Annotated in this window: 27 protein-coding genes and 1 riboswitch; of the genes, 13 read left to right on the forward strand and 14 right to left on the reverse strand. The window is 62.3% G+C overall.

Going from position 1 to position 26,579, the window contains the following annotated elements; translation table 11 throughout:
- Positions 1 to 111: 111 nt before the first annotated feature.
- The 9 genes from EIC84_RS15600 to EIC84_RS15640 form a co-directional block, all read right to left on the reverse strand.
- Positions 112 to 807: an ABC transporter ATP-binding protein gene (locus EIC84_RS15600; protein WP_003069489.1), complete on the reverse strand. Its 696-nt coding sequence runs from the start codon at positions 805 to 807 to the stop codon at positions 112 to 114.
- A 1-nt stretch (position 808) separates the two neighbouring features.
- Complete coding sequence (locus EIC84_RS15605; protein ID WP_003069491.1) at positions 809 to 1,627, reverse strand: ABC transporter ATP-binding protein; 819 nt, start codon at positions 1,625 to 1,627, stop codon at positions 809 to 811.
- 3 nt (positions 1,628 to 1,630) lie between these two features.
- Positions 1,631 to 2,971 carry a branched-chain amino acid ABC transporter permease gene (locus EIC84_RS15610; RefSeq protein ID WP_034363099.1) on the reverse strand — a complete coding sequence of 447 codons (1,341 nt, stop codon included), beginning with the start codon at positions 2,969 to 2,971 and terminating at the stop codon, positions 1,631 to 1,633.
- A 3-nt stretch (positions 2,972 to 2,974) separates the two neighbouring features.
- Positions 2,975 to 3,928, reverse strand: coding sequence for a branched-chain amino acid ABC transporter permease (locus EIC84_RS15615; RefSeq protein WP_003069495.1), 954 nt, complete (start codon positions 3,926 to 3,928; stop codon positions 2,975 to 2,977).
- Positions 3,929 to 4,031: 103 nt separating this feature from the next.
- Positions 4,032 to 5,267 (reverse strand): branched-chain amino acid ABC transporter substrate-binding protein, encoded by a 1,236-nt coding sequence (locus EIC84_RS15620; RefSeq protein ID WP_034363102.1) that lies wholly within the window; start codon positions 5,265 to 5,267, stop codon positions 4,032 to 4,034.
- Positions 5,268 to 5,497: 230 nt separating this feature from the next.
- Entirely contained in the window at positions 5,498 to 6,733 is a 1,236-nt protein-coding gene (locus EIC84_RS15625; protein WP_003053735.1) for a branched-chain amino acid ABC transporter substrate-binding protein, read from the reverse strand.
- Between the two features lie 186 nt (positions 6,734 to 6,919).
- A complete protein-coding gene (locus tag EIC84_RS15630; RefSeq protein WP_003069500.1) occupies positions 6,920 to 7,942 on the reverse strand; it encodes a DUF4123 domain-containing protein in 1,023 nt (340 codons plus the stop codon).
- Positions 7,939 to 8,187 carry a hypothetical protein gene (locus EIC84_RS15635; RefSeq protein ID WP_123975007.1) on the reverse strand — a complete coding sequence of 83 codons (249 nt, stop codon included), beginning with the start codon at positions 8,185 to 8,187 and terminating at the stop codon, positions 7,939 to 7,941. The genes EIC84_RS15630 and EIC84_RS15635 overlap by 4 nt, the downstream gene beginning before the upstream one ends.
- Before the next feature lie 89 nt (positions 8,188 to 8,276).
- Positions 8,277 to 9,920, reverse strand: a complete 1,644-nt coding sequence (locus EIC84_RS15640; RefSeq protein WP_012838921.1) for a 3-(methylthio)propionyl-CoA ligase — start codon at positions 9,918 to 9,920, stop codon at positions 8,277 to 8,279.
- A gap of 204 nt (positions 9,921 to 10,124) precedes the next feature.
- Here EIC84_RS15640 and EIC84_RS15645 point away from each other — a divergent pair, with 204 nt between their 5' ends.
- The 5 genes from EIC84_RS15645 (at position 10,125) to EIC84_RS15665 (ending at position 13,999) form a co-directional block, all read left to right on the forward strand.
- Positions 10,125 to 11,660 carry a YdiU family protein gene (locus tag EIC84_RS15645; RefSeq protein ID WP_003061285.1) on the forward strand — a complete coding sequence of 512 codons (1,536 nt, stop codon included), beginning with the start codon at positions 10,125 to 10,127 and terminating at the stop codon, positions 11,658 to 11,660.
- Positions 11,657 to 12,073, forward strand: coding sequence for a peptide-methionine (R)-S-oxide reductase MsrB (gene msrB / locus EIC84_RS15650; RefSeq protein WP_003061283.1), 417 nt, complete (start codon positions 11,657 to 11,659; stop codon positions 12,071 to 12,073). The genes EIC84_RS15645 and msrB overlap by 4 nt, the downstream gene beginning before the upstream one ends.
- Before the next feature lie 214 nt (positions 12,074 to 12,287).
- Positions 12,288 to 12,857, forward strand: a complete 570-nt coding sequence (locus EIC84_RS15655; protein ID WP_003061281.1) for a septation protein A — start codon at positions 12,288 to 12,290, stop codon at positions 12,855 to 12,857.
- The gene (locus tag EIC84_RS15660; RefSeq protein ID WP_003061279.1) at positions 12,854 to 13,120 is read left to right on the forward strand and encodes a BolA family transcriptional regulator; all 267 of its coding nucleotides are present in this window, start codon (positions 12,854 to 12,856) and stop codon (positions 13,118 to 13,120) included. The genes EIC84_RS15655 and EIC84_RS15660 overlap by 4 nt, the downstream gene beginning before the upstream one ends.
- Before the next feature lie 93 nt (positions 13,121 to 13,213).
- Positions 13,214 to 13,999: a peptidylprolyl isomerase gene (locus EIC84_RS15665; protein ID WP_034358635.1), complete on the forward strand. Its 786-nt coding sequence runs from the start codon at positions 13,214 to 13,216 to the stop codon at positions 13,997 to 13,999.
- Between the two features lie 75 nt (positions 14,000 to 14,074).
- On the opposite strand, the gene EIC84_RS15670 is transcribed toward EIC84_RS15665, so the two are convergent.
- Genes EIC84_RS15670 through EIC84_RS15680 form a run of 3 tightly spaced genes read right to left on the reverse strand, consistent with a single transcriptional unit; the run spans position 14,075 to position 16,458 of the window.
- Complete coding sequence (locus EIC84_RS15670; protein WP_003061275.1) at positions 14,075 to 14,938, reverse strand: hypothetical protein; 864 nt, start codon at positions 14,936 to 14,938, stop codon at positions 14,075 to 14,077.
- Positions 14,935 to 15,522: a sigma-70 family RNA polymerase sigma factor gene (locus tag EIC84_RS15675; RefSeq protein ID WP_003061273.1), complete on the reverse strand. Its 588-nt coding sequence runs from the start codon at positions 15,520 to 15,522 to the stop codon at positions 14,935 to 14,937. The genes EIC84_RS15670 and EIC84_RS15675 overlap by 4 nt, the downstream gene beginning before the upstream one ends.
- Before the next feature lie 39 nt (positions 15,523 to 15,561).
- Entirely contained in the window at positions 15,562 to 16,458 is an 897-nt protein-coding gene (locus EIC84_RS15680; protein WP_003061272.1) for a hypothetical protein, read from the reverse strand.
- 403 nt (positions 16,459 to 16,861) lie between these two features.
- On the opposite strand from EIC84_RS15680, the gene EIC84_RS15685 reads away from it, so the two are divergent.
- Complete coding sequence (locus EIC84_RS15685; protein WP_003061268.1) at positions 16,862 to 18,154, forward strand: cytosine permease; 1,293 nt, start codon at positions 16,862 to 16,864, stop codon at positions 18,152 to 18,154.
- A 65-nt stretch (positions 18,155 to 18,219) separates the two neighbouring features.
- Here the strand turns inward: EIC84_RS15685 and EIC84_RS15690 are convergent, their stop codons facing one another.
- Positions 18,220 to 18,987, reverse strand: coding sequence for an ankyrin repeat domain-containing protein (locus EIC84_RS15690; RefSeq protein WP_034361163.1), 768 nt, complete (start codon positions 18,985 to 18,987; stop codon positions 18,220 to 18,222).
- Between the two features lie 123 nt (positions 18,988 to 19,110).
- On the opposite strand from EIC84_RS15690, the gene EIC84_RS15695 reads away from it, so the two are divergent.
- Positions 19,111 to 19,584, forward strand: coding sequence for an SH3 domain-containing protein (locus EIC84_RS15695; protein WP_003061264.1), 474 nt, complete (start codon positions 19,111 to 19,113; stop codon positions 19,582 to 19,584).
- A 66-nt stretch (positions 19,585 to 19,650) separates the two neighbouring features.
- Here the strand turns inward: EIC84_RS15695 and thiD are convergent, their stop codons facing one another.
- On the reverse strand, positions 19,651 to 20,523 hold the full coding sequence (gene thiD / locus EIC84_RS15700) for a bifunctional hydroxymethylpyrimidine kinase/phosphomethylpyrimidine kinase (RefSeq protein ID WP_003061263.1): 873 nt from the start codon (positions 20,521 to 20,523) through the stop codon (positions 19,651 to 19,653).
- Positions 20,524 to 20,588: 65 nt separating this feature from the next.
- Positions 20,589 to 20,750: riboswitch (TPP riboswitch) on the forward strand.
- 63 nt (positions 20,751 to 20,813) lie between these two features.
- Here thiD and EIC84_RS15705 point away from each other — a divergent pair.
- From EIC84_RS15705 to EIC84_RS15735, 6 genes are all read left to right on the forward strand, one after another.
- Positions 20,814 to 21,908, forward strand: coding sequence for an FAD-dependent oxidoreductase (locus EIC84_RS15705; protein ID WP_080554069.1), 1,095 nt, complete (start codon positions 20,814 to 20,816; stop codon positions 21,906 to 21,908).
- Between the two features lie 105 nt (positions 21,909 to 22,013).
- Positions 22,014 to 22,211 (forward strand): sulfur carrier protein ThiS, encoded by a 198-nt coding sequence (thiS, locus tag EIC84_RS15710; protein ID WP_003061260.1) that lies wholly within the window; start codon positions 22,014 to 22,016, stop codon positions 22,209 to 22,211.
- A gap of 158 nt (positions 22,212 to 22,369) precedes the next feature.
- Positions 22,370 to 23,173 carry a thiazole synthase gene (locus EIC84_RS15715; protein WP_003061258.1) on the forward strand — a complete coding sequence of 268 codons (804 nt, stop codon included), beginning with the start codon at positions 22,370 to 22,372 and terminating at the stop codon, positions 23,171 to 23,173.
- 10 nt (positions 23,174 to 23,183) lie between these two features.
- Positions 23,184 to 24,125, forward strand: a complete 942-nt coding sequence (gene thiE, locus EIC84_RS15720; RefSeq protein ID WP_003061256.1) for a thiamine phosphate synthase — start codon at positions 23,184 to 23,186, stop codon at positions 24,123 to 24,125.
- A gap of 325 nt (positions 24,126 to 24,450) precedes the next feature.
- Positions 24,451 to 25,170: a Crp/Fnr family transcriptional regulator gene (locus EIC84_RS15725; RefSeq protein ID WP_034349335.1), complete on the forward strand. Its 720-nt coding sequence runs from the start codon at positions 24,451 to 24,453 to the stop codon at positions 25,168 to 25,170.
- A 278-nt stretch (positions 25,171 to 25,448) separates the two neighbouring features.
- Positions 25,449 to 26,534, forward strand: coding sequence for a phosphotransferase (locus tag EIC84_RS15735; protein ID WP_003061253.1), 1,086 nt, complete (start codon positions 25,449 to 25,451; stop codon positions 26,532 to 26,534).
- Positions 26,535 to 26,579: the final 45 nt, after the last annotated feature.

Raw genomic sequence — 26,579 nt, forward strand, 5'->3', positions numbered from 1 at the left:
GACATCAAGCAAGGGCCTGGGCGGCCCCACCGCCCCGCAGCCAGGATGTCGTCCCCCTCTCGCAAAGCGAGAGAGGGGGAAGCGGCAAAGCCGCTCAAGAGCTGCGCCGGCTCAAACCTCCAGCCACTCCTTGCGAACCTTTTCGTTCGCTCTGAGAGTTTCGGGAGTTCCGTCAAAAACAATATGCCCATGGCCCATGACCAGCGCCCGGTCCGAGATATTCATGGCGATGGTCAGCTTTTGCTCGATCAGCAGCACGGATACGCCGCGATCCTTGATCTTCTTGAGGTATTCGCCCACCAGCTCCACGATCTTGGGTGCCAGCCCTTCCGTGGGTTCGTCGATGATGATGAGATCCGGGTCGCCCATCAGCGTGCGGCAGAGTGTGAGCATCTGCTGCTCGCCGCCCGACATTACGCCGGCCTCGGTGTGCTGACGCTCCTTGAGGCGGGGAAACATGGCATACATGTCGTCAAAACCCCAGCGACTGCCTTTGCCCTTGCCTTTCTGCCCCAGCATCAGGTTCTGATGTACGGTCAGATTGGGGAACACATCGCGGCTCTCCGGCACATAGCCAATACCCAGATGGGCCACCTCATAGGCTTTCTTGCCATGCAGGTTCTTGCCTTTCCAGTCCAGTGCCCCCTCCCAGTGCACCAGTCCCATGATGGCCTTGGCTGTGGTGGAGCGGCCCGAGCCGTTACGCCCCAGCAAGGCCACGATCTCGCCAGCATGGACCTCGAAGTCCACGCCATGCAGCACATGGCTTTTGCCGTAGTAGGCATGCAAATCGTTGATCTTCAGCATCTCAATGCGCTCCTGCCTGTTGGTCTGCGACGGAAGACCCCAGATATGCTTCTTGCACTCTGGCGTTGGCACGCACGGCTTCGGGCGTGTCATAGGCGATGACCTCGCCATAGACCACCACGGCAATCTTGTCCGCCAGCCCGAAGACCACGCCCATATCGTGCTCCACGGTCAGCAGCGTCTTGCCTTCGGTGACTTTCTTGATCAGCTGTATGAAATGCGCGGTTTCGCTATTGCTCATGCCTGCCGTGGGTTCGTCGAGCAAGATGACGCTGGCACCGCCACCGATGGTGATGCCGATCTCCAGCGCGCGCTGCTCGGCATAGGTCAGGTTCACCGCGAGCGTGTCGCGCTTGCGGTGCAGACCGATCATCTCCATCAGCTCGTTGGCGCGTTCGTTGGCGTCATGCAGATTGGAGAGAAAGCGCCAGAAGCTGTAGCGGTAGCCCAGACTCCAGAGCACGCTGCAGCGCAGGTTTTCAAACACCGATAGCTTGGGAAAGATGTTCGTGATCTGAAAGCTGCGCGACAGCCCCATGCGGTTGATCTCGAACGGCTTTTTGCCGTTGATGCGCTGGCCGTGCAACAGCACCTCGCCGCTGCTGGGCTCGAAACGGCCGCTGATCAGATTGAACAACGTGCTCTTGCCAGCACCGTTGGGGCCGATGATGGCGACACGCTCGCCGGCATTGACTGCCAGGTTGGCGCCGCGAATGATCTCGGTCTTGCCGAAGCTCTTGCGCAGATCGCGCAGCTCCAGTGCATGGCCTGACTGCTGCGCCGCTTGCGCAGCCGGTTGATGGATGGCGATGCTGGACATGGTTCAGCCCTCCCCTTTCTTGATGCTTTCTTCAATCGCTTCCTGTATGCGACCCCAGCGACGGGCCGTCAGGCGGCGCACACCCTCCAGCAGGCCCAGGCCCACCACGAACACCACAATCGCCACGGTCCAGGTGGAGGCTGCGCTAGTGTCCAGCTCGGCGCCCATGAAGGGCACCTTGGGGCCCAGCGCCGCGTTGAGCTGCATGTGATAGATCATCTCGATCAGCGACGCGGCACCTACCACCGTCACGATGCCGGCCGCCAGAATGCCCAGATAGGGCATGAGCAGGCGCTTGAAATGACCGAACTTGGCTACGCGCAGATTCATCATGATCAGGCTGGCCACACCGCCGGGCGCGTACATGACCATGAGTAGGAACACCAGGCCCAGGTACAGCAGCCAGGCCTTGGTCAGCTCGGACAGCAGCACCGAAGCCAGCACCAGCAGCACCGCACCGATGATGGGGCCGAAGAAGAAGGTGGCGCCGCCCAGGAAGGTGAACAGCAGATAGCCGCCCGAGCGCACCACGCTGACACTGTCCATGGCCGTGATGATCTCGAAATTGATGGCCGTCAGCCCGCCACCGATACCCGCAAAAAAGCCTGCAATGATGAAGGCGAAGTAGCGCACGCGCTGGGTGTTGTAGCCCACAAATTCCACACGCTCCGGGTTGTCGCGCACGGCATTCAGCATGCGCCCCAGCGGCGTGCCGGTGAAGGCAAACATGGCAGCAGTGCAGACAAAGCAATACACGGCAATCAGGTAGTAAACCTGCAGGCCGGAGCCGAAATCCAGCCCGAAAAACTTGCTGTAGACCCGGTCCGTGGTGATACCGCCCTCGCCGCCGAAGAACTCGGGAAACATCAGCGCCATGGAGGCCACCAGCTCTCCTAGACCCATGGTGATCATGGCAAAGGTGGTGCCCGATTTCTTGGTCGTCACATAGCCGAAGAGCGCAGCGAAGAACATGCCCGCCAGGCCACCCACCACGGGAATCAGCACCAGCGGAATTGCCATCTCGCCTGCAGCAGCCTTGTTCATGGCATGAATGGCCAGAAACGAGCCCAGGCCAGTATAGACCGCATGCCCGAAGCTCAGCATGCCGCCCTGCCCCAGCAGGATGTTGTAGGACAGACAGATGATGATCAGATAGCCGATCTGGCTGAGCATGGTCAGCGCCAGCGAGCTGGTGAAGATCAGCGGTGCCACGATCAGCGCCAGCGCAAACAGGCCCCAGATCAGAATTCGCCCTATGTTCAAGGGCTTGAAGCGGTAATGCGCCTGAGCCCGAGCTTTGTCGGCAGCAGAAGAATTCATGGATGTTTTTGCAATCGAAGACATGGCTCAATCCCCTCTGGTACCCAGCAAGCCCTTGGGGCGGAAGATCAGAATCAGCACCAGGAACAGGTAAGGCAGGATGGGCGCAACCTGCGACAGCGTCAGCCGCAGCACGGGCCAGCCGAAGGTGGATTCATTGACCTGATGCCCCATGGAGGCGAACAGGCCGGCCAGCGACCAGTCCAGCGCCACGGCAAAGGTCTGCACCACGCCGATCAGCAGCGAAGCCACGAAAGCCCCCGCCAGCGAGCCCATGCCGCCCACCACCACCACCACGAAAATGATGGAGCCCACGGAGGCCGCCATGGCGGGCTCGGTCACATAGGTGTTGCCGCCGATCACGCCGGCCAGACCGGCCAGCGCGCAGCCGCCGCCAAACACCAGCATGAACACACGCGGCACGTTGTGGCCCAGCGCCTCCACCATTTCCGGGTTCTTGAGCGCGGCCTGAATCACCAGGCCGATGCGCGTACGCGTCAGCAGCAGCCAGACGGCCACCAGCATCAGCAGCGCCACCAGCATCACAAAGGAGCGCGACTTGGGGAACTGTGTGCCATACAGGGTAAACAGCGGCCCCTGCAGCGCCGATGGCAGCGCATAAGGCACGGTGCCCCGCCCCCATACCAGCTGCACCACCTCGAGAATCAGATAGGACAGACCAAAAGTCACCAGCAACTCGGGCACATGGCCATATTTGTGCACGCGGCGCAGGCTGTAGCGCTCGAACAGCGCCCCCAGCACGCCCACCAGCACCGGGCTGAAAAAGAGCGCGGGCCAGAACCCGATGATGCCGCTGAGCGTGTATGCGAAGTACGCCCCCAGCATGTAGAAACTGGTGTGAGCGAAATTAAGCACGCCCATCATGCTGAAGATCAGCGTCAGGCCTGAGCTGAGCATGAAGAGCAGCAGCCCGTAGCTCACACCGTTGAGCATCGATATGGTGAAAAATTCAGGCGTCATCGACTTGCCTTGTTCTCATGAGCAAAAAGACTGCTGCAGCACTGCACCTGTTATGCGTTCTTGTGGGTACGGATGCTGCAGCACGAGGGAGAGTGAGCCTGACTCAGGACGGACGCTTCATCTGGCAACTGGTGGGCGTGCTGGCCACATAGGGCTCGTAGTACTTCACGGGAGCGAAGGTGTAGCCTGTGTTTTCCGCGTCATAAGGGAACTTGCCGCCAGCCTTCTGCCACTTGGAGATATACAGGCCTTGCTGCAACTGGTGGTCGCTCTTGCGCATCTCGACATCGCCGTTGAAGCTTTTGAGCTTCATGCCCTCGAGTGCCGCCGCAACCTTGACCGGGTCAGTGGATCCCGTCTTGACAAAGGCCGCATCCAGCAAGGCGAACACATGGTAGATGGAGCTTTGCGTCAGGTCATCGTTGAACTTCTTCTTAAAGCTTTCCATGCTGGCCTGAATCGGCGCGCCCATGTTGTAGTGCCCGTAGGTCACGGTATAGACCTTGCCGTCGGAGGCCGCGCCCATGGCTGTGGGAGCGCCGGCGCCAAACGCGTAATAGGTATAGAACTTGACGTTGTTCAGGCCCGCGTCGTTGGCAGCCTTGAGCAGCAGCGACAGATCCGCGCCCCAGTTGCCGGTGATTACCGTATCGGCTCCCGACTGCTTGATCTTGGCCACATAGGGCGCGAAGTCGCGTACCTGGGCCAGCGGAGAAAAGTCATCGCCCACGATCTGCACATCGGGACGCTTTCTCTTGAGCAGGTCCTTGGCGAACTTGGACACCTGCTGACCATGCCCGTAGTTCTGGTTGATCAGATAGACCTTCTTGACCTCGGCATCGTCCTTCATGAAGGTGGTCAGCGCCTCCATCTTCATGGAGGTATCGGCATCGAGTCGGAAATGCCAGTAGCTGCACTTGCTGTTGGTCAGGTCGGGATCCACGGCCGCGTAGTTGAGATAGAGCAGCTCCTTGCCCTTGTTGCGCGCATTGTGCTTTTCCAGCGCATCCATGATCGCCAGCGCCGGGCCCGAGCCATTGCCCTGCGTCACATAGCGCACGCCCTGATCCATGGCCGAGCGCAGCGCGGCCGTGGTCTCCTGCGGGCTGAGCTTGTTGTCCAGCGCCACGATCTCGAACTTCACGCCCGAGGCATTTTTCTTGTTGAACTCCTCCGCCAGCAACTGAAAGGTCTTGAGCTGATTCGTTCCCACGGCAGCCATCAGACCCGACAAGGGATCAATCCAGGCGACCTTGACGGTTTCGCCCTTCTGAGCCCAGGCTCCACCTGCACTCACTGCCATGGCCGAGACGGCCACTGCTCGCATAACCCATTTCATACTTGTCTCCTTTCACCATTTTTGCTAGCGACTGACGCCAATCTACCGGCCGGTAGACTTTTTCCCGCTGGGGAAAGCCTTAGGAACTATCACGCATGCGACTTGCCGGGCCGATTCGCGGCAGTTGGCGACACTTGCGCGACAGCTGATCGCACTTGCAGACGAATGAAACCCGCGATCAAAAAAGGGCGCCACCTGGGCGCCCCGAAATCCGCTTCTCTCGCATCGCCTCAGGAGGGACGCTTCATCTGGCAGCTGGTGGGAGTGCTGGCCACATAGGGTTCGAAGTACTTCACGGGTGCAAAGGTATAGCCCGTGTTCTCGGAGTCCATGGGGTATTTGCCGCCGGCCTTTTCCCAGCGCGCGATGTACAGACCCTGCTGCAGCTGGTGGTCGCTCTTGCGCATCTCGACTTCGCCGTTGTAGTTCTGGAACTTCATGCCCTCCATGGTCGCCGCGACCTTTACGGGATCGGTGGTCTTGGCCTTGGCAAAAGCCTGATCGAGCATGTTCAGCCCCGTGTACACGGTGCCGGTGTACATATCCTCGTTGACCTTGGCCTTGAAGCCCTTGACGATCTTGTCCATGGCGCCGGGCATGTTCAAGTGGCCGTAGCCCACCATATAGACCTTGCCGGCCGCTGCGGCACCCATGGCCGTGGGAGCTCCCGTGGCAATGGCGTAATAGGTGTAGAACTTGACGTTGTTCAGGCCCGCATCGTTGGCAGCCTTGATGAGCAGTGCCAGGTCCGAGCCCCAGTTGCCCGTGATCACCGTGTCTGCGCCCGACTGCTTGATCTTAGCCACATAGGGCGCGAAGTCGCGCACCTGGGCCAGCGGCGAGAAGTCGTCACCCACGACTTCCACATCGGGGCGCTTGCGCTTGAGCATCTCCTTGGCGTACTTGGACACCTGCTGGCCATGCGAGTAGTTCTGGTTGATCAGATAGACCTTCTTGATCTCTGGCACGTCCTTCATATACGTGGTCAAGGCCTCCATCTTCATGGAAGTATCGGCATCGAGACGGAAATGCCAGTAGCTGCACTTGCTGTTGGTCAGATCGGGGTCCACGGCCGCATAGTTGAGGAACACGACCTCCTTGCCCTTGTTGCGCGCATTGTGCTTTTCCAGCGCATCCATGATGGCCAGCGCCGGTCCCGAGCCGTTGCCCTGGAACACATAGCGCACGCCCTGGTCCATGGCCGAACGCAGCGCGGCCGTGGTCTCCTGCGGGCTGAGCTTGTTGTCGATGCCGATGATCTCGAACTTCACCCCCGAAGCATTGCCCTTGTTGAGTTCCTCTGCCACGTACTGCAGGCTTTTGAGCTGGTTGGAACCCAGCGCTGCCATCAGGCCCGAGAGCGGGTCAATCCAGGCGACCTTGACGGTCTCTCCCTTCTGGGCCATCGCACTCCCCGCGCACGCCAGGATCACCGATGCTGTCAAAGCCTTGATTGCAAACTTCATAGAGCGTCTCCGTTGGTGTTTATGAGCGACGCCCAGACTAAAGGGCAAGCCAGCGCCTGCGGCCTGGGGGTTGCCCTAGCGCATATCACTTTGGCGACTGCAGGGTTTACCTCAGGCCGAAGCTCCCAAAACAATAGCTGCTGGCGCCCGCCTATAAAAGTGCAGAGACTTATCTGATTCAGCGACCTAGAGCGGCAACTGGCTTTCCGTCAGCGGCAGGCCGCTGGAGCTGGTCAGCACCTGCGGCTCCGGCAGTTCCCTGTCCTCCAGATGCGGACCTATATCGCGCATCAACTCGTCGAAACTCAGCCTGCCGGCCTTGACCTTGGCCAGCAGTTCGACCACTCCGGGCAATTGATCAAAGCGTGCTCCTGCAATCAGCGCCAGACACAGATAGTTGAGCAGGTCGCGCGTACCAGCAAGCCCATGGCGGCGCGCAAACTCCAGTTGCTGACGCGCAAACCAATGCATTGCCAGCGGCGGCAATCTGTCGCGCAGATGGACCTGGTTCAGATTCAGGTAATAGATCAGCAGATCGGGCACATTGCCCTTTACCAACGCATCGACCTGAGCGGTGCCGAGCTGAAGCGGCAGGGGCGCCGCAGGCCCGACAAAATCAGCCACCGCATATTCATGCAACCGGCCCGATCGGCTCCAGCACCACCAGCGTGCAACCGGACCCAGCAAGGCCAGGCACTGTGCGGGGCGCAGCACGGGTTCGATGCCGGTTTGCGTGTCCGGATCGCTTTGCCCAAGCAAGGCCGCCAGCACGGCAGGGTCCCAGAAGGCAAGATAGCTGCCGTCGCCGCCAGGCAATCTTGGATCCATGGCCAGGCGCAGATGGGCCAGCAGCACCGGCATCTCGCACTCGCTTGCCAGCAAGCTGGCACAAGGGCTGGCCTGCACCACATCGAGCACGGCATCGAGAAAATTCTGCTGTGGCGTTTTCAAGGCCTGAGCAGTGCTGCCAAGGTGTACCAACCAGGGACTGAGCTTGCCCTCCTTGCTCGCGCGCGTGAAAGCAAACAAGGCCTCGGCACCGCTTTCCGGCACCTGTGCCAACAAGTCCTGGTTCTGCGCCGCATCCAGCAACAGATACAGCTGCAAGGGCTTGCCTGTTGGCTTGCCGGTCGAATTGAGCTGCGACCAGCGCAGAGGCCAGCTCTTGCGTGCAGGCCTTGTTTGCGGCCACAGCGGCCCGGCGCTCATGGCAACTCCTTGTTCACAAAGGCCGAGCGCTGCTGTGCCCGGCGTGCCAGACATTCCAGACACACATTGCGCGGCGCAGCCGGGGCGACAGTCTCTGGCCCGCAGGCTGCTGCAGGCAGACTCCATGCACCCAGCCCGCCCAGCAAGGCGGCTCCGAGAAGCTGGCGTCGCGGCAAATCGTGGGCACGACCACCATCCGATATCAAGGGTGGCGAGCAGTCGCAAAAACCGGGAGCTGAAGGCATGGATGTCAACCAATGGCGCCAGAAAAGGCACAGGCAAAAAAGCCATCATCTCACGATGATGGCTTTGCTCCGGCCAGGCCGGGGAACGTTCAGACCGCCGTGGGCAGCTGGTAGTCCTTGAGTTCCTCGCGCAGACGGGTCTTGAGCATCTTGCCTGTGGCACCGATTGGAATAGCGTCCACAAACACCACATCATCGGGAATCTGCCACTTGGCTGTCTTGCCCTCATAGAACTTCAGCAACTCCTCGCGCGTGATTTCCGCGCCGGGCTTCTTGACCACGGCCACGATGGGGCGCTCGTCCCACTTGGGATGCGGCATGCCTATGCAGGCCGCCATGGCCACGGCCGGGTTGGCCATGGCGATGTTTTCAATATCGATGGAGCTGATCCATTCGCCGCCGGACTTGATCACATCCTTGCTGCGGTCGGTGATCTGCATATAGCCATCGGGGTCTATCGTCGCCACATCCCCCGTCGGGAACCAACCGTGGCCGTCAGCCCCGCGCACCAGGGGGTTGCCGCTGCCTTTGTAATAGCTGTCGATGATCCAGGGGCCGCGCACCAGCAGGTCGCCATAGCTCTTGCCATCCCAGGGCTGTTCGTCACCGGCGTCGTTGACGATCTTCATCTCCACACCATAGATCGCGCGCCCCTGCTTCTGCCGGATCTTCATCTGCTCTTCCTTGGGCAGTTCCAGATGCTTGTTCTTGAGCGTGCACAGCGTGCCCAGCGGGCTCATCTCCGTCATGCCCCATGCATGCAGCACCTCCACGCCGTAGTCGTCCTGGAAAGCGGTGATCATGGCGGGCGGGCAGGCGGAGCCGCCGATCACCGTGCGATTGAGCTTGGAAAAACGCAGGCCGCCCGGCTTCATATAGCCGAGCAGCATCTGCCAGACGGTGGGCACGCCAGCAGCAAAGGTCACGCCTTCCGACTCGATCAGCTCGTAGACCGACTTCCCATCGAGCGCCGGGCCCGGAAAGACCATCTTGCAGCCCGTGAGCGCCGCCGAATATGGCAAGCCCCAGGCATTGACGTGGAACATGGGGACCACGGGCAGCACCGAATCACGGGCCGACAGGCACATCACATCGGGCAGTGCTGCGGCATAGGCGTGCAGCGTGCTGGAGCGGTGGCTGTAGAGCACGGCCTTGGGGTTGCCCGTCGTACCGCTGGTGTAGCACATGCTGGATGCGGTGTTCTCGTCGAACTGCGGCCAGCGGTATTGATCGGACTGGCCCGCAATCCAGCTCTCGTAGCTGACGAGGCCTGGAATGCCGCTGTCTGCCGGCAGCCGGTCTGTATCGCAGAGCACCACCCATTGCTGCACCTGCGGGCATTTGGCATGCACGGCCTGGATGATGGGCAAAAAGGTCAGGTCAAAGCACAGCACCTTGTCTTCGGCGTGATTGACGATCCATGCGACCTGCTCGGGATGCAGGCGCGGGTTGATGGTGTGCAACACCCGGCCCGAGCCGCTGACGCCAAAATACATCTCCATGTGGCGATAGCCATTCCAGGCCAGGCTGGCCACGCGCTCGCCCGGCACCAGGCCCATGGCATCGAGCTTGTTGGCAAGCTGACGCGAGCGCGCCGCCAGATCCTTGTAGGTGTAGCGGTGGATATCGCCTTCCACACGGCGGGAGACTATCTCTCCATCGGCATGGTTGCGCGCGGCAAACTCGATCAGGGAAGAAATCAACAGCGGCTGGCTTTGCATCAGACCCAACATTGGCAGTCTCCTGGATATCGTTGTGATGATCGGGAAGCATCCTAGCGCGGGCTTCCAGGCCGTCATCTGAGGACTGTCACCAATGCGTAACCTTGGCGACCTTTGTCTGCATCCTCCCTCTGAACGATGTGCGCGCACTCAGGGAAAAACCTAGGCTGCTCCCCAACGGAAACCGGCTCAACAACCCTGCAAACCCTGTCCTTGATGCTGCTCAAGCACAATGATTGCATGAGCGAATCCCCTGCCCCGCAATGGCGCAAGCCCGGCCGCTTCGAAGCTCTGGGCCCGGCTTTTTTCACCTATCTCCAACCCACGCCCGTGCCAGAGCCGCACTGGATTGCCGCCAGCGTCAGCACGGCCCGCTGGATGGGTCTGAACACCGAGTGGCTGCACAGCGCCGAAGCGCTGCAAATCCTCAGCGGCAATGCCGTCTCCGGCCATGGCAAAGGCGGCAGCAAGCCGCTGGCCACTGTCTATAGCGGTCACCAGTTCGGCGTCTGGGCCGGCCAGCTTGGCGATGGCCGTGCCATCCTGTTGGGCGAGACTGAGCAGGGCTTTGAAGTCCAGCTCAAGGGCGCTGGCCGCACCCCCTATTCACGCATGGGCGACGGCCGGGCCGTTCTGCGCTCGTCGATTCGCGAATTTCTCTGCAGCGAAGCCATGGCAGCCCTGGGCATTCCCACCACGCGAGCGCTGGCGCTGACGGGCTCGCCCCTGCCCGTGGCGCGCGAGACCATGGAAACTGCCGCCGTCGTGACCCGTGTGGCCGAAAGCTTCATCCGCTTCGGCCATTTCGAGCATTTCGCCGCGCGCGACATGCAGACCGAACTTAAAACCCTGGCCGATCTGGTCATAGACCAGCATTACCCGGAATGCCGCACGGCCGTTGCACTGAAAGGCAATCCCTATGCCAATTTTCTGCAGGCCGTGAGCGAGCGCACTGCCCGACTGATGGCCCAGTGGCAAGGCGTGGGCTTTTGCCATGGTGTGATGAATACCGACAATATGAGCATTCTGGGCCTGACCATCGACTACGGCCCCTTCCAGTTTCTCGATGCCTTCGACCCCGGCCATATCTGCAACCACAGCGACAGCCAGGGCCGCTATGCCTTTAACCGCCAGCCCCAGGTGGCCTACTGGAATCTCTACTGCCTGGGCCAGGCCTTGCTGCCGCTGATCGGCGACGAAGAGCTGACGATTGCTGCGCTGGAGTCCTACAAGACCGTCTTCCCCGCCGCCTATGCGCGCCAGATGCTGGCCAAGCTGGGCCTGCCCGAAAACGAGGCCGGCACGCCTGCCACCGAAGGCCGCTTTGCGCAGCTGGTCAACCCGCTGCTGCAGATCCTGGCCGACAGCAAGGTGGACTACACCATCTTTTTCAGCCGCCTGACCGATGCTGTTGCACAAAGGCAGGAAACGAAAATCGACTTTGAGCCACTGCGTGACATCATTCTTGACCGGGCCAGCTTTGATGCCTGGTCACTCACTTATTCAGAGCAGCTGGCGCAAGTGGACAAAGCACAGACCGTCGATTTAATGCAAAAATCCAATCCGCGCTTTGTGCTGCGCAACCATCTGGGCGAAACCGTGATTCGCGCCGCCCAGGCTGGTGACTTCGCCCCGGTGCAGCAGATGCTGGCCGTGTTGCAGACGCCTTATGACTCGCACCCGGACCACGCCGACTGGGCCGGCTTCCCGCCCGACTGGGCTTCCTCGATTGAAATCAGCTGTTCATCATGAGCTTTCCTGTCCAGAAATCCGACCAAGAATGGCAAGCCCTGTTGCAGGACAAGGGCGCCGAAGCTGCGGCCTTCCAGGTCACACGCCACGCAGCCACCGAGCGACCTTTCACCGGCAAATACGAGCAGTTCTGGGCCGATGGCAGCTACCACTGCATCTGCTGCGGCAACAAGCTGTTCGACTCCCATACCAAGTTTGACGCCGGCTGCGGCTGGCCCAGCTTTGACCAGGCCCTGCCCGGCGCCATCACCAATATCGTGGACCGCAGCCACGGCATGGTGCGCACCGAGACTGTGTGCAGCAACTGCGGAGCCCATCTGGGCCATGTCTTTCCCGACGGCCCCACCGACACCGGCCTGCGCTACTGCATGAACTCGGCCTCGCTGGATTTCCAGGACGAGCCCCCAAAATAAGAGCTGGCAAGGCTTGAGCAGCAAGGGCTACGCTTCCAATCAGGCTTTCTGCGCCGGCCTTGCACATCAGCTTTGATAGCTGAATCCGTCCGGCGTACAAGGCTTTGCCCACGGTAAGACCCGCGCTTTGGTGCATGATGCGACTTTGCTCGCAGCACCGGGAACCTTGTCGGTACTGCACAGTCTGAATTTCAGAACGACTACCATTTCGCGCATGAAGCTGCTGATTGATTTCTTCCCCATCATCCTGTTTTTCGTGGCCTTCAAGGTCTGGGGCATCTACACCGCCACGGCCGTGGCCATTGCCGCCACCGTGGCGCAGATCGCCTATCTGCGCTTCAAGACCGGCAAGATCGAACCCATGCAATGGATGAGCCTCGGCGTCATCGTGCTGTTTGGCGGCGCCACTTTGCTGGCCCATGACGACAACTTCATCAAATGGAAGCCCACGGTGCTTTACTGGCTCATGGGCGGCGCGCTGCTGATCGGTCAGCTGGTGTTCAAAAAGAACCTGCTGCGCTCCGTCATGGGCGCGCAGCTGCAACTGCCCGACGCCATCTGGCTCAAACTCAACTGGGCCTGGACTGCTTTCTTCGCCGCCATGGGCGGACTCAACATCTGGGTAGCCTATAACTTCGACACCGATACCTGGGTCAACTTCAAGCTGTTTGGCGGCATGGGACTGATGGTGGTGTTTGTGATTGCACAAGCCATCTACATGAGCCGCTACCTGCCCCAGGACGGCGTGCCCAACGCAGCCGAAGCCAAGGACAAGCAGCCATGAGCGTGACCATCAGTGCCCAGGCCATGGACGCCGCCCTGCGCCAGCGTCTGGCCCCGACCCGACTCGAAGTCATCGACGAGAGCTATCAGCATGCCGGTCATGCCGGCGCCAACGACAGCGGTGTGGGCACGCATTTTCGCGTGCGCATCGCCGGCCCTGCCTTTGATGGAAAAACCCGCGTGGCACGCCACCGCCTTGTGTATGATGCACTGCAAGACTTCATTGACCAGGGTGTTCATGCCATCGCCATTGAAGTACTTTGAGAACGCACTGTTCTGACCACAGGCTCCTTGACGGGAGCCTGTTGCGTATGGACTGAACTTCACTCACTTTTCTCAATCACAACTCGAATGAGCATGAAACAAAAGCAACTGGCCCGCATCGTGGCCGCCGCTGTTCTGGGCGCAGCCGCCCTGTCCGCCTCGGCCCAGAATGTGGCCATCGTCAATGGCAAGGCCGTTCCCATGGCCCGCGTCAATGCCTTGAAGACCCAGATCGAAGCCAGCGGCCAGCCCGTTGTGCCCGAGATGGAAAAGATGATCAAGGATGAAGTCATCGCCCGTGAAATCTTCATGCAGGAAGCCAACCGCCGCGGTCTGGCCGGCTCCGAAGCCTACAAGCAGCAGATGGAAATGGCACGCCAGACCGTGCTGATCCGCGCGCTGTTTGACGACTTCCGCAAGAAAAACCCCGTGACCGATGCCGAAGCCAAGGCCGAGTACGACAAATTCGTCGCTGCCAATGGCGGCAAGGAATACAAGGCCAGCCACATCCTGGTGGAGTCCGAAGACCGCGCCAAGGCCATCATTGCCGAGGTGAAGGCCGGCAAGAAGTTTGAAGACATCGCCAAGAAGGAATCCAAGGATCCCGGATCGGGTGCCCGTGGCGGTGATCTGGACTGGGCCAACCCCAACAATTACGTACCCGAGTTCACCGAAGCCCTGATCAAGCTCAAGAAGGGCGAGATGACCGACGCGCCCGTCAAGAGCCAGTTCGGCTGGCACATCATCCGCATGGATGACGAGCGCCAGGCCGAAATGCCCAAGTTTGAAGATGTCAAACCCCAGATCACGCAACAGCTGCAGCAGCAAAAAGAGCAGCAGTTCCAAGATCAGCTGCGCAAAAGCGCAAAAATCCAGTAACATGATCTAACGTCAGTACCCAAAAGTACTGGCCAGACCATCACCCAAGCCCGCGTCAAGCGGGCTTTTTTTGTCTCACTGTGGCGGATATGCTATATATTTAGAAGCATCCCACCCAGACTTGGCATCATCCGGCTGCGTTTCCCCATGCTTTCGCGGGCGGCAATCCAGCGGCTTGCCTGCGATGCCTGAGGCTTTGTCCGCCCCCTCTTTTGCAGCTTGCGTGTTGCCATGCACCTCGGCCGTCAAGGGGCATAGCGGCAATTGCGCGCTTGACCTGGAGATCTGCGGCGCCATGGCCTCCGCCGTGGCAGCAGGTTCTGTGGTCTCATCGCTGCGGGATGGCGCTTTGGCAGCCGGCTTTGCGGAGCGCGCCAGGCTGGCAGAGGCTGCCGCACCCGGGGCCGGAGCAACCTCTGGCCGCAGCACAGGGGCTGATGCAGCTATAGATGCTTCCATATCCATAGCTTCTGGTGTTTTCCCTGCCTGGATTCGAGTCTTTTTTTCCGTGGATTTCTGCGCCAGCGCCGCCGCGCCCGGAGCCGATTCCACCAGGGCGGCGCGATCCGCACCCTCAACTGCCGGAGCCGGCTGCGATTCAGCTGGCTGGGCCACTGCTTCGGCCCTGGAATCTCGCTCGCCCTCCTTGTCCGGCCCACTCCACCAGGCGGCGTGCTGCAGCATCAGCCAGCCCACCAGTCCGACGGCCGCCAGTCCGCCCAGCGCATGACGCAGCCAGAAGCGGTCATTGGCGGCAGGCTTGTCCATAGGCTCCGTGGGCTCCTGCCCCACAGCTGCCGCGCGCTGGCGTGCGCGCTTGAGGATGGCTGCGCTGCTTTGCGCACTGGGGCCACGATCCTCTGCCACGGCCTCGTGGTAGAGCTCGCGCAGCGCATCGGGCTTGTCGTCGCCAGACGGGTTTTCGGGGTGCATATTCATGCCAGTTCCTCCAGCGCGGCGCGTAGTTTGGCACGCGCATAGCGCAAGCGGCTTTTGGCCGTTTCCTCGGCAACGCCGGTGGCCTGGGCAATTTCGGCCAGCGTCAGATCAGCCTCGACCTGCAGCAGAAAACACTCGCGCTGCTCGGCCGGGAGCCGGGCCAGCGCTGCCAGGATGGCCTGGGCCATGAGTTGACGATCGAGATGCTGCTCGGGCTCGAAGCCCGAGGCAGCAAACAGGCTTTCGGCCAGCCGCATGGACTCTTGCGTGTCTGCCGACAGGCTGATGCCCGGCCGCTGCCTGCGCCAGTGATCGACCAGGCGGTTGTGCGCCATGGTGAACAGCCAGGTCGTGAACCTGCTGCGCACCTCATAGCGGCAGGCGCAGTCCACGACGGTAAGCCAGAGGTCTTGCGCCAGATCGTCGGCCAGCGCCGCATCGCCCGTGTTGCGATAGAAATAGCGCCATATGCGCAGGCTGTGCCGGGCATAAAGCGTCTCGAACGCCGTGGCCTGCCCTGCGGCATAGCTGCGCATCAGGGCTTCATCGGCGAGTTGGGCTTGGGCAAGCGGCGGTGCAAGCATGCCCGCGATTATGCAAACTCCGACGACAGCGCAATCAACTCAGTTGCGGGGTGGATCCGGCACAAAGCCGTTGTCCCCGGGAAAAGGATTGGGCGCGCGCGGCTGGGACGGCCGTGGACGGGGCTCGCGAATCACGCCTCTGGCGACCAGGTTGGCATAGCTGTCGTAGCGGATGCGCACCATCTGCCGGGGCTGGTCTGTATCGGCCTCGAAGTCCACCTGGGTGACTTGCGAGCGCTCCACCGCGCCATGGCCCGTGCCTAGCGAGGGGGTCGGCGAGGCCTGTGGCGCACGGCGCTCGGCGCTGCGGCTCTTGCTGGCGGCCTGAGGCACGGCGACATCCGCCGCTGCAGATTCAGCCGCCGAGGCACTGGCCTGCGCTTGCGGCTCATGGAGCGGCCCCTGGTAGGCAGCAGGCTCGGGCAGCTTTTCGCGGTACAGCGCAACTCCGATCACGCCCACATCCTGCGACCGGCCTGTTCTGGCGGCATAGGACATATCGCTTTCGGAGAAATAGAACGCAGCCACGTTGTCATTGCTCTTGCGCCAGCCCCGCACGTCGTAGCTGTCGCCCGCATCCAGCACATAGCCGCCTTCGGCGCGGGAGCTCGCCGTGCGGCCGTTGATGGCATTGACCCCGTCGACGCTGATGACGCCCATGATGCGGCGGCTCTCGAGGTTGCGGATGCGCACCGCGTAATTGGCACCGGGGCGGCCCACCACCCACAGCTCGCCCTCGTGGCTGTACTGGGGCAGTACCCGGCCCGTGGCGCGTTCGACGATGCTGATCTGGGCCAGCTTTGGGTTGCCGCGCATCCAGGCCGAAGCCGGCGTGGCGGCCACCATCGCGGCAGCGCAGAGCAGCGAAGCGCGCAGCAAACGGCCGCGCGACAGCAAGAAACCAGGAACCGGGGGTTCGATAGGGACAGACAACATGGACAAGGCCTCCTCAAGATACAGCCACAGCGGCTGAAACAAACTTGTCGGAGGCTGAAACGCAGCAGCAGACGCAACGGGGTCAAGACAGGCACTTTGATTTGCAAGCATTTGCAACACAGCTTTGCGCTGCAGTTCTGCCCCGCCGCAGCATGTCTGGCACAATCGCGCTCGCTGCAGCCCAAGGCAGGCAGCAATGCTGGGGGTGTCCTGACCATGACCGGTCAGGGCTGAGAGAGTCCCTTTGAACCTGATTGCGCAAGCGGTGTCTTGACCACCGCTTGTCCGAGATCATCCTCGCGCAGGGAAGCTGTCCAAGGTGTCAGACCGCGACTGGCCATGTCTTTGCTGGCTCGCCGCGCAAACCATGCGGCCCCTGCTTCGTTTTTCTGGCGGAGCATTCATGAATTCATCTTCTTCCACATCGGCCAATCGGGCCCTGGCCCCGGTGACGGCTAAGGAGCGCGTCTTTGCCTGGCGCGACCATGCCTCGCTGTGGTTCAGTCTGGGCGTTGGCCTGCTGGTCATGCAGATGGGCGCCTATCTGCTGCCTGCGCTCAGCCCGCTGCATGCGCTGATTGCAATAGCCATCGGCTCCCTGATCGGCGCCGGCCTGCTGGGCTGGGTGGGCAAGCTGGGCTGCGACAGCGGCCTGTCCAGCGCCGGGCTGATGCACAGTGTCTACGGCCGCCGCTTCGCACGACTGCCTATCGTGCTCAACATCATCCAGCTGCTGGGCTGGGGCAGTTTCGAGCTGGTGGTGATGCGTGACGCGACCGTGGCGCTGGGCAAACAAAGCGGCATCATGGGCGCTGCCTATTGGCCCTGGCTGGCCACGCTGCTCTGGGGTGGCGTGATCCTGCTGCTGATGAGCGGCTCCATGACCACCCTGGTGCGCCGCATCATTTCGCGCGTGGCCTTGCCGCTGGTGATTGCCTCGCTGCTGTGGCTGAGCTGGCAATTCCTCAAAATGGCCGGCGCCACCGGCCTGGGCAACTTGATGGCCCGCGAAGGTGCAGGCGGCATGAGCATGCTCGGCGCCGTCGATCTGGTGATCGCCATGCCCATCAGTTGGTTGCCGCTGGTGGCCGACTATGCGCGCCACGGCAAAAGCGGAAAGTCCGCGCTGACGGGCGCCTGGACCGGCTTTGCCCTGGCCAATATCTGGTGCTACTCCCTGGGCGTGCTGGTGGCCCTGACCCTGCCCAGCGAAGACCTGGTCACGGCCCTGCTGCTGGCCCAGGGCGGGCTGATTGCGCTGTCGCTGATTCTGATCGACGAGGTGGACAACGCCTATGGCGATGCCTACTCGGGCGCCATGTCGGCCCACAGCCTGCAACCGCGCTGGAGCATTCGCCGTTGGGGCCTGCTGATCGCGGCCCTGTGCACGGCGCTGGCCATGGTACTGCCCATGCACAGTCTGGAACCGTTTTTGCTGTTGCTCAGCTCCTGCTTTGTGCCGCTGTTCGGCGTGATGCTGGGTCGCCTGGCCTTTGGCACCGATGCCGTACAACTGATGCAAAAAGCGCCCGCCGTGCGCTGGGATGCCGTGACCATCTGGGTGCTGGGGATTGCCTTCTATCACCTGCTGCCCTATGTCAGCACGGCCCTGGGCTCGGCCCTGCCCACGCTGGCGCTGACCTTTGTGGTGGCAGTCGCCACACGCCAGCTGCAGCCTCGCTCCGTTGCTGCCTGACTGAAACTCAAAAGCAATAGCATCACACGCGCGGTAGAAAGGCTCTGCAGCCATCTCCTCTGTTCTTACTTGGCGCCCGCCGCCTGCAGCATATGAACCACGGCCTTCTGCCCGCGCTGGCGTGCATGGGCCAGGGCCGTCACCCCATCCTTGTCGGGCAGGTTCAGATCGGCCTTGGCATCGATCAGGGCCTGGATGATGGCCTGATGGCGCGGCCCGCCGTCGCTGAGCACCACGGCTTCCATCAGGCAGGTCCAGCCCAGCCGGTTGACATGGTTCGCATCCACGCCAGCCGTGATCAACGCCTGGGCTGTTTCCAGATGGCCGCGCTCGCAGGCCGGAATCAGGGCCGTGCCGCCATAGCGGTTGGTGCTCTTGAGATCGGCGCCATAGGAAATCGTCATGCGCACAATCTCCAGCCGGCCCTGCGCGCCGGCCAGTAGATAGGCGCTATCCTGCATCTGGTTCTGGATATTGGGGCTGGCACCGTGCATCAGCAGCGATCGCGCCACCTCGATATGGTTGGCCGCCGTGGCCAGCAGCAACGGGGTATTGCCCCGGGCGTCCTGCACGTCGACAGGCGCGTTGCCGGCCAGCAGATTGCGCACCGCCACGACATCGCCCTGCGCGGCAGCGGCCAGCAATTGCTGGCCCGGCATCTGCGGGTCCCCGGCTTTTGGCGCCGCAGCGGCGGCAGGTGTTACAGCCGGAGCATTCGCCGACGCCCTACTCTGGCAGGCCGTGAGCAGGGTCGCGGCGGCCAGAGCCGTCATCGCAAGCGTCAATCGGGTGGTCAACGAGGCGCTCCCAGGGGCGCGAACTGGCTGGTTCATGGCATTCCTTTATGACTGTCGGGTGTTCAGCCCCTGTCAGCTTTCTACAGGAACTATAGCTAGCCACGCAAGTCCGATGAGGGTTACAGCCTGTTTTTAATCGTTCGAAGGAGAATCTGCCCCGTGCCTTGCAACCGCTGGATCCGCACCGCCGCCACTTCAAGCCTGATCGCGCTGGGTGCGCTCACCGCCGGCCTGCTGCCGGCCCTCGCACAAGCCCAGGAATTTGTCAGCATCAAGGGCACGACCGTGAATGTGCGCGAGCAGCCCAACACCCGCTCCGCAACCCTCTGGGAACTGAGCAAGGGCTATCCGCTGCAAGTCACCCAGCGCAAGGGGCAGTGGCTGCGCGTCAAGGACCATGAGTCCACGCTGGGCTGGGTCCACGCCCCGCTGACCAGCAAGAGCCCGCATATGGTGGTGACGGCGCGCACGGCCAATCTGCGCTCCGGCCCCGGCCAGAAGCACAAGCGCGTGGGCAAGCTGGAGCAGCATGAGGTGCTGCAGACTCTGAAAAAGCAAGGCAGCTGGGCCCAGGTCCAGCGCAGCAACGGCCAGAGCGGCTGGGTGGCCAAGAATCTGGTCTGGGGCTGGTAAGCCCTGCAACACGAACACCCAAAGCAAAGGCCTGCAGCAGCAGGCCTTTTTTGCGGGTGCCGGCAATCAGCCTTCGACGATCAGCTGCGCGCGCGGCGCATAGCCGTGATTGAGGGGGCCGTGACCCTGGCCGGTATAGACCTCGGCGCCCGCCTCGATGGCGCCCAGAATATAGCTGCGCGCCTCGGTCACCGCGGCCTCCAGCGCCAGCCCCTGGGCCAGGAAGGAGGCAATCGCCGACGACAGCGTGCAGCCCGTGCCATGGCCGTTATGGGTGACGATGCGCTGCGATTGCAGACGCAGATAGTCGCCGGCCTGCCGGCCTTGCCGGCCCAGCACATCCATGACCAAGTCGCCGCTCAGATGCCCGCCCTTGAGCAGCACTGCAGGCGCGCCCATGGCCAGCAGATCGGCCACGGCCGCATCCAGCGCTGCAATGCCGTCGATGTTGCGACCCAGCAGCAAAGCTGCTTCATCCAGATTGGGTGTAATCACCGTCGCCAGCGGGAACAGCTCCTGGACCAGCGCCTGTGCTGTCTCGGGAACTATCAGGCGATCGCCGCTGGTGGCCACCATCACGGGGTCCAGCACCACGTTCCTGATCCCGTGGCGACGGATCGCATCCGCCACCACGCTCACCACATCGGGGGTTGCCAGCATGCCGATCTTGACGGCATCGACGCCTATGTCCTGCACAACGGCATCGATCTGGCCGCGCACGGTATCGAGCGGAATGCCGTGAATACCCGTCACGCCCAGCGTGTTCTGCACGGTGATGGCCGTGATCGCCGTCATGCCGTAGCAACCCAGTGCCGCACAGGTCTTGAGGTCGGCCTGGATGCCGGCACCACCGCCGCTGTCCGAGCCGGCAATGGAGAGCACGCGTGCGTAGCGCTTTTTTGCGGCGCCGGAAATGGAGGAAGAAGCAATCACTGTCATGGCAAAAATTATCGCCCATGCGCATGGTCAATGCGTGCTGTTTGCGGTTGTGCTGTAATGTCCAACGGACGAAACAGGGGTGTCCCGCAGGCAAGCAGCCTGTGCGGACTGAGAAACACCCTGGGGCTGCGCCAGCCACGGGCTGCGCACCAGAGCACCATCCGTGCCCTGTGCCCCCTGCACCCGATCCAGGTCATGCTGGCGTGGGGAGTTTCACAAGCCGCAAGGCATGCCGCGTTTTGTCCTGCACATGGCCCTGTTCCTGTGTCCGGATGGAAAACGATTTGCACATGTCATTGCTACAAGCTTCTTCAAAGATCGCAATTCTCGGCGGCGGCCTCATGGGCCGTCTGCTGGCTCTGGCCCTGGCCCAGCGCGGTCACGCCATCGACCTCTATGACACCCATGGCCCGCAAGGCGATGGTGCTGCGGCGCGCGTGGCGGCTGCCATGCTGGCGCCGCTGGCCGAGTCGGCCATTACCGAGCCCGGCGTGGTGCGCATGGGCCAGCATGGGCTCAAGCGCTGGCCCGAGCTCATAGCTCAGCTCGAGCAGCATGTGTTTCTGCAGCAAAACGGCACGCTGATTCTCTGGCACCGCCAGGATCAGGGCGATGCGGCGCGCTTTTTCGGTCTGCTGGAGAAAAACCGGCGCATCAACCCCAGCCTGCCGGCCATGCAGGAGAAGACCGGCGCGGCGCTGCAGGACTGCGAGCCCGCGCTGCAGGGACGCTTCAACCAGGCCGTCTATCTGCCCGGCGAAGGCCAGCTCGACAACCGTCAGCTGCTGACAGCGCTGGTCGACAAGCTCAGCGCCCTGGGCGTGCAGCTGCACTGGGACAGCCCGCGCGAGGTCGGCGACTTCCGTCCCGGCGAGGCCGGCCAGCCCGACTTCGTGTTCGACTGCCGGGGCCTGGGTGCCCGCAGCCAATGGAAGCAGCTGCGCGGCATTCGCGGCGAGGTGGTGCGCATCCATGCGCCCGAAGTCACGCTGCAGCGCCCCACACGCCTGATCCATCCACGCTACCCCATCTATATCGCGCCCAAGGAAGACCATCTGTTCGTGATTGGCGCGACCGAGATCGAATCCGACGATATGTCGCCGGCCAGCGTGCGCTCCACGCTGGAGCTGCTGAGCGCGGCCTATACCGTGCACTCGGGCTTTGCCGAAGGCCGGATTGTGGAGATCGCCACCCAGTGCCGCCCCACCCTGCCCGATAATCTGCCCGCCGTGCGCCTGCTGACGCCGCGCGTCATGGAAGTCAACGGCCTCTACCGCCACGGCTTCATGATCTCGCCCGCCATGCTCGACGTGGTGCTGGAGCTGGTGGACCGCAACGACTCGCCGCTGGCGCGCGAGTTCGATGTCGCCGTGCATCGCGGCTGAGCCGCGAGCCCGAACTTTGGCGCACAGCACTTGCACCTCCTGCGCACGCAAGCGCCGCCGTGCAGAGGTTTAACTTAGCACCCGCTTTATTTTCTGTTTCATGCCATGAAGATCACCCTCAACCAGCAAGCCACCGAGCTGCAAGCCCATGCCACCGTGGCCGATGCGCTGGCGCAGATGCAGGCCAAGCCCCCGTTTGCCGTGGCGGTCAACACGGTGTTTGTGCCCAAGACGCAGTACGCCGACCATGCGCTCAACGAGGGCGACAGGATGGAAGTCATCTCTCCAGTGACAGGCGGCTAGGAATGACCTTCCTGAGTCGCTTCGCGCCTTCCCCCTGGGGGCGACACCCTCGCGGCGAGGCGGCTCTTGCTCGGTGTCACTGACTGGGCACATGTCTGTTTGAGGCTCACTGGGCTTCACACGCATTGCGGTACAAAGACAAGAGATATAGATAAATCATGAATACAAAAACCACCGACGACACCCTGGTTCTCTACGGCCAACGTTTTGAAAGCCGCTTGCTGCTGGGCACCTCGCGCTATCCCTCGCCCGCCATTCTCGAAGCGGCTGTGGAGCGTTCCAGGCCCGCCATGGTCACGGCCTCGTTGCGCCGCCAGGGCAGCAATGCGGCCGAGACCGGCGCCAGCTTCTGGGAACTGCTGCGCAAGCTCAACGTGCCCGTGCTGCCCAACACGGCAGGCTGCATGACCATCCAGGAAGCCGTGACCACGGCCCAGATGGCGCGTGAAGTTTTCGACACACCCTGGATCAAGCTGGAGCTGATCGGCGACGACTACACGCTGCAGCCCGACACGCTCAACTTGGTGGAGGCTGCCTCCATCCTCATCAAGGACGGTTTCCAGGTCCTGCCCTACACCACCTACGACCTGGTGCTGTGCCAAAAACTGGTCGACGTGGGTTGCCAGGCCGTCATGCCCTGGGCTGCGCCCATAGGCACCGGCCGCGGCCCCATCAACCCCTATGCCATGCAGATGCTGCGCGAGCGCCTGAAGGTGCCGCTGATCGTCGATGCCGGCCTGGGCCGTCCCTCCCATGCCTGCACCGTGATGGAATGGGGTTATGACGCCGTGCTGCTGAACACCGCCGTGGCCCTGTCCGAAGACCCCGTAGCCATGGCCGGCGCATTCTCCGATGCCGTCAATGCCGGTCACGCCGCCTGGCGCGCTGGCGCCATGGCCGAACAGAACGCCGCCCAGCCCAGCACGCCCGTGCTGGGCACCCCTTTCTGGCATCAGGAATAAAGGCCGGCCCATGGACTCCGCAGAAATCAAGGCCCTGGCGCAAGCCATCGTCCACCAGCACTGTGCCCATTTTGGCGCCCAGTTGCACCACGATGCCAACTCGGTCGAGCTGACGCCCCAGCCCGTGCCGCCCGCGCTGCGCCAGGAGCCCGCCTATCTGGCTGCGCTGGAAGCCTGCAGCGAGCTGGGCTTTATCGCCGTGGATGCACAAACACTGGCCCAGGCCTGGCAGTGCCAGAGCGAACGCAACAATCATTTCGATGTCACCCACTGGCCCGACGACCCACGCGACTTCGGTCTCGGCAAGGCCGACCCGGCACTGGCTTTTGCCCATTGCCCGCGCGAGCTGGGCCTGTATGGCGTGCTGCCCACGGCCGAATGGGTGGGCCGCATGGCCCGCGCGGGCGTGCCCACGGTGCAGCTGCGCTTCAAATCCGGCGACCAGGCCGCCGTGGCCCGTGAAGTCAAGGCTGCTGTCGAAGCCGTCAAGGGCACGCAGGCACGCCTGTTCATCAACGACCACTGGCAGGCTGCGCTGGACGCAGGCGCCTACGGCATCCATGTGGGTCAGGAAGATCTGGACGTGATCGGCCAGCGCGATCTGGAAACCATCTGCAGCTCGGGCACACGCTTGGGCGTCTCCACCCATGGCTACGCCGAGATGGTGCGCGCCCATGCGGTCCAGCCCAGCTATATCGCCCTGGGCGCCGTATTCCCAACCACGCTCAAGAAGATGGCGACTGCCCCGCAAGGTCTGGCGCGTCTGGCGGCCTATGTGCGACTGATGCAGCAATACCCGCTGGTGGCGATTGGCGGCATTTCCGAGGACCTGTTCCCCGCCGTGCGTGCCACGGGCGTGGGCTCGGTAGCCGTGGTGCGCGCCCTGGTCAACGCCCCCGATCCGGAAGCTGCGGCCAAGCATCTGCTGGCGCGCATGCAAGCTGCTGCGTGAATCCACGCACTACTAATTCAATAGCTTGGAATGCTTTAAAGATAAGAGCTACCAGCTATTTTCACTTGAAGCCACAGATCCATCGCGCCTGAAAAACTCGGCGCATGAAATACCGCAGATGACAAGACTGAATGCCCGCAGCCCGCGGGCATTTTTGTTTTCCGTCGCGCCGCAGACCGCATATCTGCTGGGTTTTCTTGATCGGCGCAAGCCCTGTTCGCGGTAAAAGCGGACGCACAGGTGACAACCCTGAGTCCCGCAGTTGCGGCACAGCCGGTCCCACACGCGACAATGGGGCGGTTACCAGTCACGCATAAGACAGAACATGGACGAGCCAATTCTTAGTATGGAAGAACGTGAGGCGATCAACTCTGGTCGCTGGTTTTCATCCCTTTCGCCCTCTTTGCGGCACGACATTCTTCGATGCGCTTACGTCAAACGATACAAAGATGGCATGCTCATCTGCGCTCGCGGCGAACCGCCCGAGGAGTGGATTGCCTGTGCACGTGGAGCGGTGCGGGTCAGCTCCACCTCCATCACGGGCAAGCAGATCACGCTGACCTATGTGGAGCCGGGCATCTGGTTCGGGGATGTGGCGATTCTGGATGGCGACAAGCGCACGCACGACGCCTATGCACATGGCGAGACCACGTTGCTGTGCGTCTCCAAGGCGGACTTCAAGCGCATTCTGGCAGAGCATGTGGAGTTTTCCGAAGCGATCCTGCGCCTCAATGCGCGCCGCGTGCGTCAGCTCTACGGCCTGGTGGAAGACCTCAACACCTTGCCGCTGCGCGCGCGCCTGGCCAAGCAGCTGTTGCACCTGACGCGCAGCTATGGCGTGATGAGCCTGTCGGACAGCAACGAGATCCGCATCGGCCTGCATCTGGCGCAGGAAGAGTTGGCGCAGTTGCTGGGCGCCTCGCGCCAGCGCGTGAACCAGGAGCTCAAGTCCATGGAGCGCGAGGAAGTCATTCGCATCGAACCGGGTGGCCTCATCGTGCGCGACCGGGTGACGCTGCTGCGTATTGCAGACACGGATCACTGACCCCCCTGAGCCGCTTTGCCGGGGGCGGCCCCGCCGCTTCCCCCCAAGGGGGGACGACATCTTCGCTGCGGGGCGGCCCTTGCTTGATGTCTCACTCTTGGGCTGCGCCTGTTTTCGGGGCAGCTATCTTTGGCCGTCCTCAGCGTTCACGCTTTCTTGCATCTTCGCCGCGCGTTCTGCGGCAACTCCCCCCTTTCACGCATTCGCTCGCTGCACTTTTGTGCGGCGTGGCGGGCTGCGCCTTGCCCATCACAAATCGAACAAAGGACTGAGACAGCATGAGCACTTATGAGCATTTCGTCGGCACCCGCGCGGTTTCCGATCAGCATGCGTTTGATACCAATGCCATGACCGACTGGATGAGCCGTCATGTCCAAGGCTTTGAAGGTCCGCTGCAGGTGGAAATGTTCAAGGGCGGCCAGTCCAACCCCACCTACAAGCTGATCACGCCCGGCAAAAGCTATGTGATGCGCGCCAAGCCCGGTCCCGTGGCCAAGCTGCTGCCTTCGGCCCATGCGATCGAGCGCGAATACCGCGTGATGAAGGGCCTGGCCGGCACAGATGTGCCCGTGCCGCATATGTATGCGCTGTGCGAGGATGAATCCGTCATCGGCCGCGCCTTCTACATCATGGAGTTCATGGAAGGCCGCGTGCTCTGGGACCAGTCCCTGCCCGGCATGACGCCTGCGCAACGCGCCGAGATCTACGACGAGATGAACCGCGTGATCGCGGCCCTGCACAGCGTAAAGTTTGCCGAGCGCGGCCTGGCCGACTACGGCAAGAGCGGCAATTACTTCGAGCGCCAGATCGGTCGCTGGAGCAAGCAGTATGTGGCCTCCGTCACCCAGCCGATTCCCGAGATGGACAAGCTGATGGAGTGGCTGCCCGCCCATATGCCGGCCAGCGCGCGCGACGAGGGACGTGTCTCCATCGTGCATGGCGACTACCGTCTGGACAACCTGATGTTCCACCCCACCGAGCCGCGCGTGATCGCCGTGCTGGACTGGGAACTGTCCACGCTGGGTCATCCGCTGGCCGACTTCAGCTACCACTGCATGAGCTGGCATATACCGGCCGAGCTGGGCCGCGGCATCGCGGGGCTGGACATCGCGGGCCTGGGCATCCCTGCCGAGCGCGATTACATCCAGCGCTACTGCCAGCGCACCGGCATTGCCGATGTGGCCACGCTGCAGCGCGACTGGAACTTCTACCTGGCCTACAACATGTTCCGCATCGCGGCCATCCTGCAAGGCATTGCCAAGCGCGTCGAGGCCGGAACGGCCTCCAGCGCCCAGGCCAAGGCCTCGGGCGACACCGCCCGCCCCATGGCGGAGCTGGCCTGGTCCTTTGCTCAGCGCGCCTGACTTTTTATCCACCACCACGCAACTTGACCGTCCCACAATAAAAGG

The organism is Comamonas sp. A23 (assembly GCF_004522605.1).
Taxonomy (GTDB): domain Bacteria; phylum Pseudomonadota; class Gammaproteobacteria; order Burkholderiales; family Burkholderiaceae_C; genus Comamonas; species Comamonas thiooxydans.

Excerpts from the sequence above, each read along its gene's own strand:
- EIC84_RS15600 (WP_003069489.1), bottom strand. The coding sequence starts at position 807 with ATGCTGAAGATCAACGATTTGCATGCCTACTACGGCAAAAGCCATGTG.
- EIC84_RS15605 (WP_003069491.1), bottom strand. The coding sequence starts at position 1,627 with ATGTCCAGCATCGCCATCCATCAACCGGCTGCGCAAGCGGCGCAGCAG.
- EIC84_RS15610 (WP_034363099.1), bottom strand. The coding sequence starts at position 2,971 with ATGTCTTCGATTGCAAAAACATCCATGAATTCTTCTGCTGCCGACAAA.
- EIC84_RS15615 (WP_003069495.1), bottom strand. The coding sequence starts at position 3,928 with ATGACGCCTGAATTTTTCACCATATCGATGCTCAACGGTGTGAGCTAC.
- EIC84_RS15620 (WP_034363102.1), bottom strand. The coding sequence starts at position 5,267 with ATGAAATGGGTTATGCGAGCAGTGGCCGTCTCGGCCATGGCAGTGAGT.
- EIC84_RS15625 (WP_003053735.1), bottom strand. The coding sequence starts at position 6,733 with ATGAAGTTTGCAATCAAGGCTTTGACAGCATCGGTGATCCTGGCGTGC.
- EIC84_RS15630 (WP_003069500.1), bottom strand. The coding sequence starts at position 7,942 with ATGAGCGCCGGGCCGCTGTGGCCGCAAACAAGGCCTGCACGCAAGAGC.
- EIC84_RS15635 (WP_123975007.1), bottom strand. The coding sequence starts at position 8,187 with ATGCCTTCAGCTCCCGGTTTTTGCGACTGCTCGCCACCCTTGATATCG.
- EIC84_RS15640 (WP_012838921.1), bottom strand. The coding sequence starts at position 9,920 with ATGTTGGGTCTGATGCAAAGCCAGCCGCTGTTGATTTCTTCCCTGATC.
- EIC84_RS15645 (WP_003061285.1), top strand. The coding sequence starts at position 10,125 with ATGCTGCTCAAGCACAATGATTGCATGAGCGAATCCCCTGCCCCGCAA.
- msrB (WP_003061283.1), top strand. The coding sequence starts at position 11,657 with ATGAGCTTTCCTGTCCAGAAATCCGACCAAGAATGGCAAGCCCTGTTG.
- EIC84_RS15655 (WP_003061281.1), top strand. The coding sequence starts at position 12,288 with ATGAAGCTGCTGATTGATTTCTTCCCCATCATCCTGTTTTTCGTGGCC.
- EIC84_RS15660 (WP_003061279.1), top strand. The coding sequence starts at position 12,854 with ATGAGCGTGACCATCAGTGCCCAGGCCATGGACGCCGCCCTGCGCCAG.
- EIC84_RS15665 (WP_034358635.1), top strand. The coding sequence starts at position 13,214 with ATGAAACAAAAGCAACTGGCCCGCATCGTGGCCGCCGCTGTTCTGGGC.
- EIC84_RS15670 (WP_003061275.1), bottom strand. The coding sequence starts at position 14,938 with ATGAATATGCACCCCGAAAACCCGTCTGGCGACGACAAGCCCGATGCG.
- EIC84_RS15675 (WP_003061273.1), bottom strand. The coding sequence starts at position 15,522 with ATGCTTGCACCGCCGCTTGCCCAAGCCCAACTCGCCGATGAAGCCCTG.
- EIC84_RS15680 (WP_003061272.1), bottom strand. The coding sequence starts at position 16,458 with ATGTTGTCTGTCCCTATCGAACCCCCGGTTCCTGGTTTCTTGCTGTCG.
- EIC84_RS15685 (WP_003061268.1), top strand. The coding sequence starts at position 16,862 with ATGAATTCATCTTCTTCCACATCGGCCAATCGGGCCCTGGCCCCGGTG.
- EIC84_RS15690 (WP_034361163.1), bottom strand. The coding sequence starts at position 18,987 with ATGAACCAGCCAGTTCGCGCCCCTGGGAGCGCCTCGTTGACCACCCGA.
- thiD (WP_003061263.1), bottom strand. The coding sequence starts at position 20,523 with ATGACAGTGATTGCTTCTTCCTCCATTTCCGGCGCCGCAAAAAAGCGC.
- EIC84_RS15705 (WP_080554069.1), top strand. The coding sequence starts at position 20,814 with ATGTCATTGCTACAAGCTTCTTCAAAGATCGCAATTCTCGGCGGCGGC.
- thiS (WP_003061260.1), top strand. The coding sequence starts at position 22,014 with ATGAAGATCACCCTCAACCAGCAAGCCACCGAGCTGCAAGCCCATGCC.
- EIC84_RS15715 (WP_003061258.1), top strand. The coding sequence starts at position 22,370 with ATGAATACAAAAACCACCGACGACACCCTGGTTCTCTACGGCCAACGT.
- thiE (WP_003061256.1), top strand. The coding sequence starts at position 23,184 with ATGGACTCCGCAGAAATCAAGGCCCTGGCGCAAGCCATCGTCCACCAG.
- EIC84_RS15725 (WP_034349335.1), top strand. The coding sequence starts at position 24,451 with ATGGACGAGCCAATTCTTAGTATGGAAGAACGTGAGGCGATCAACTCT.
- EIC84_RS15735 (WP_003061253.1), top strand. The coding sequence starts at position 25,449 with ATGAGCACTTATGAGCATTTCGTCGGCACCCGCGCGGTTTCCGATCAG.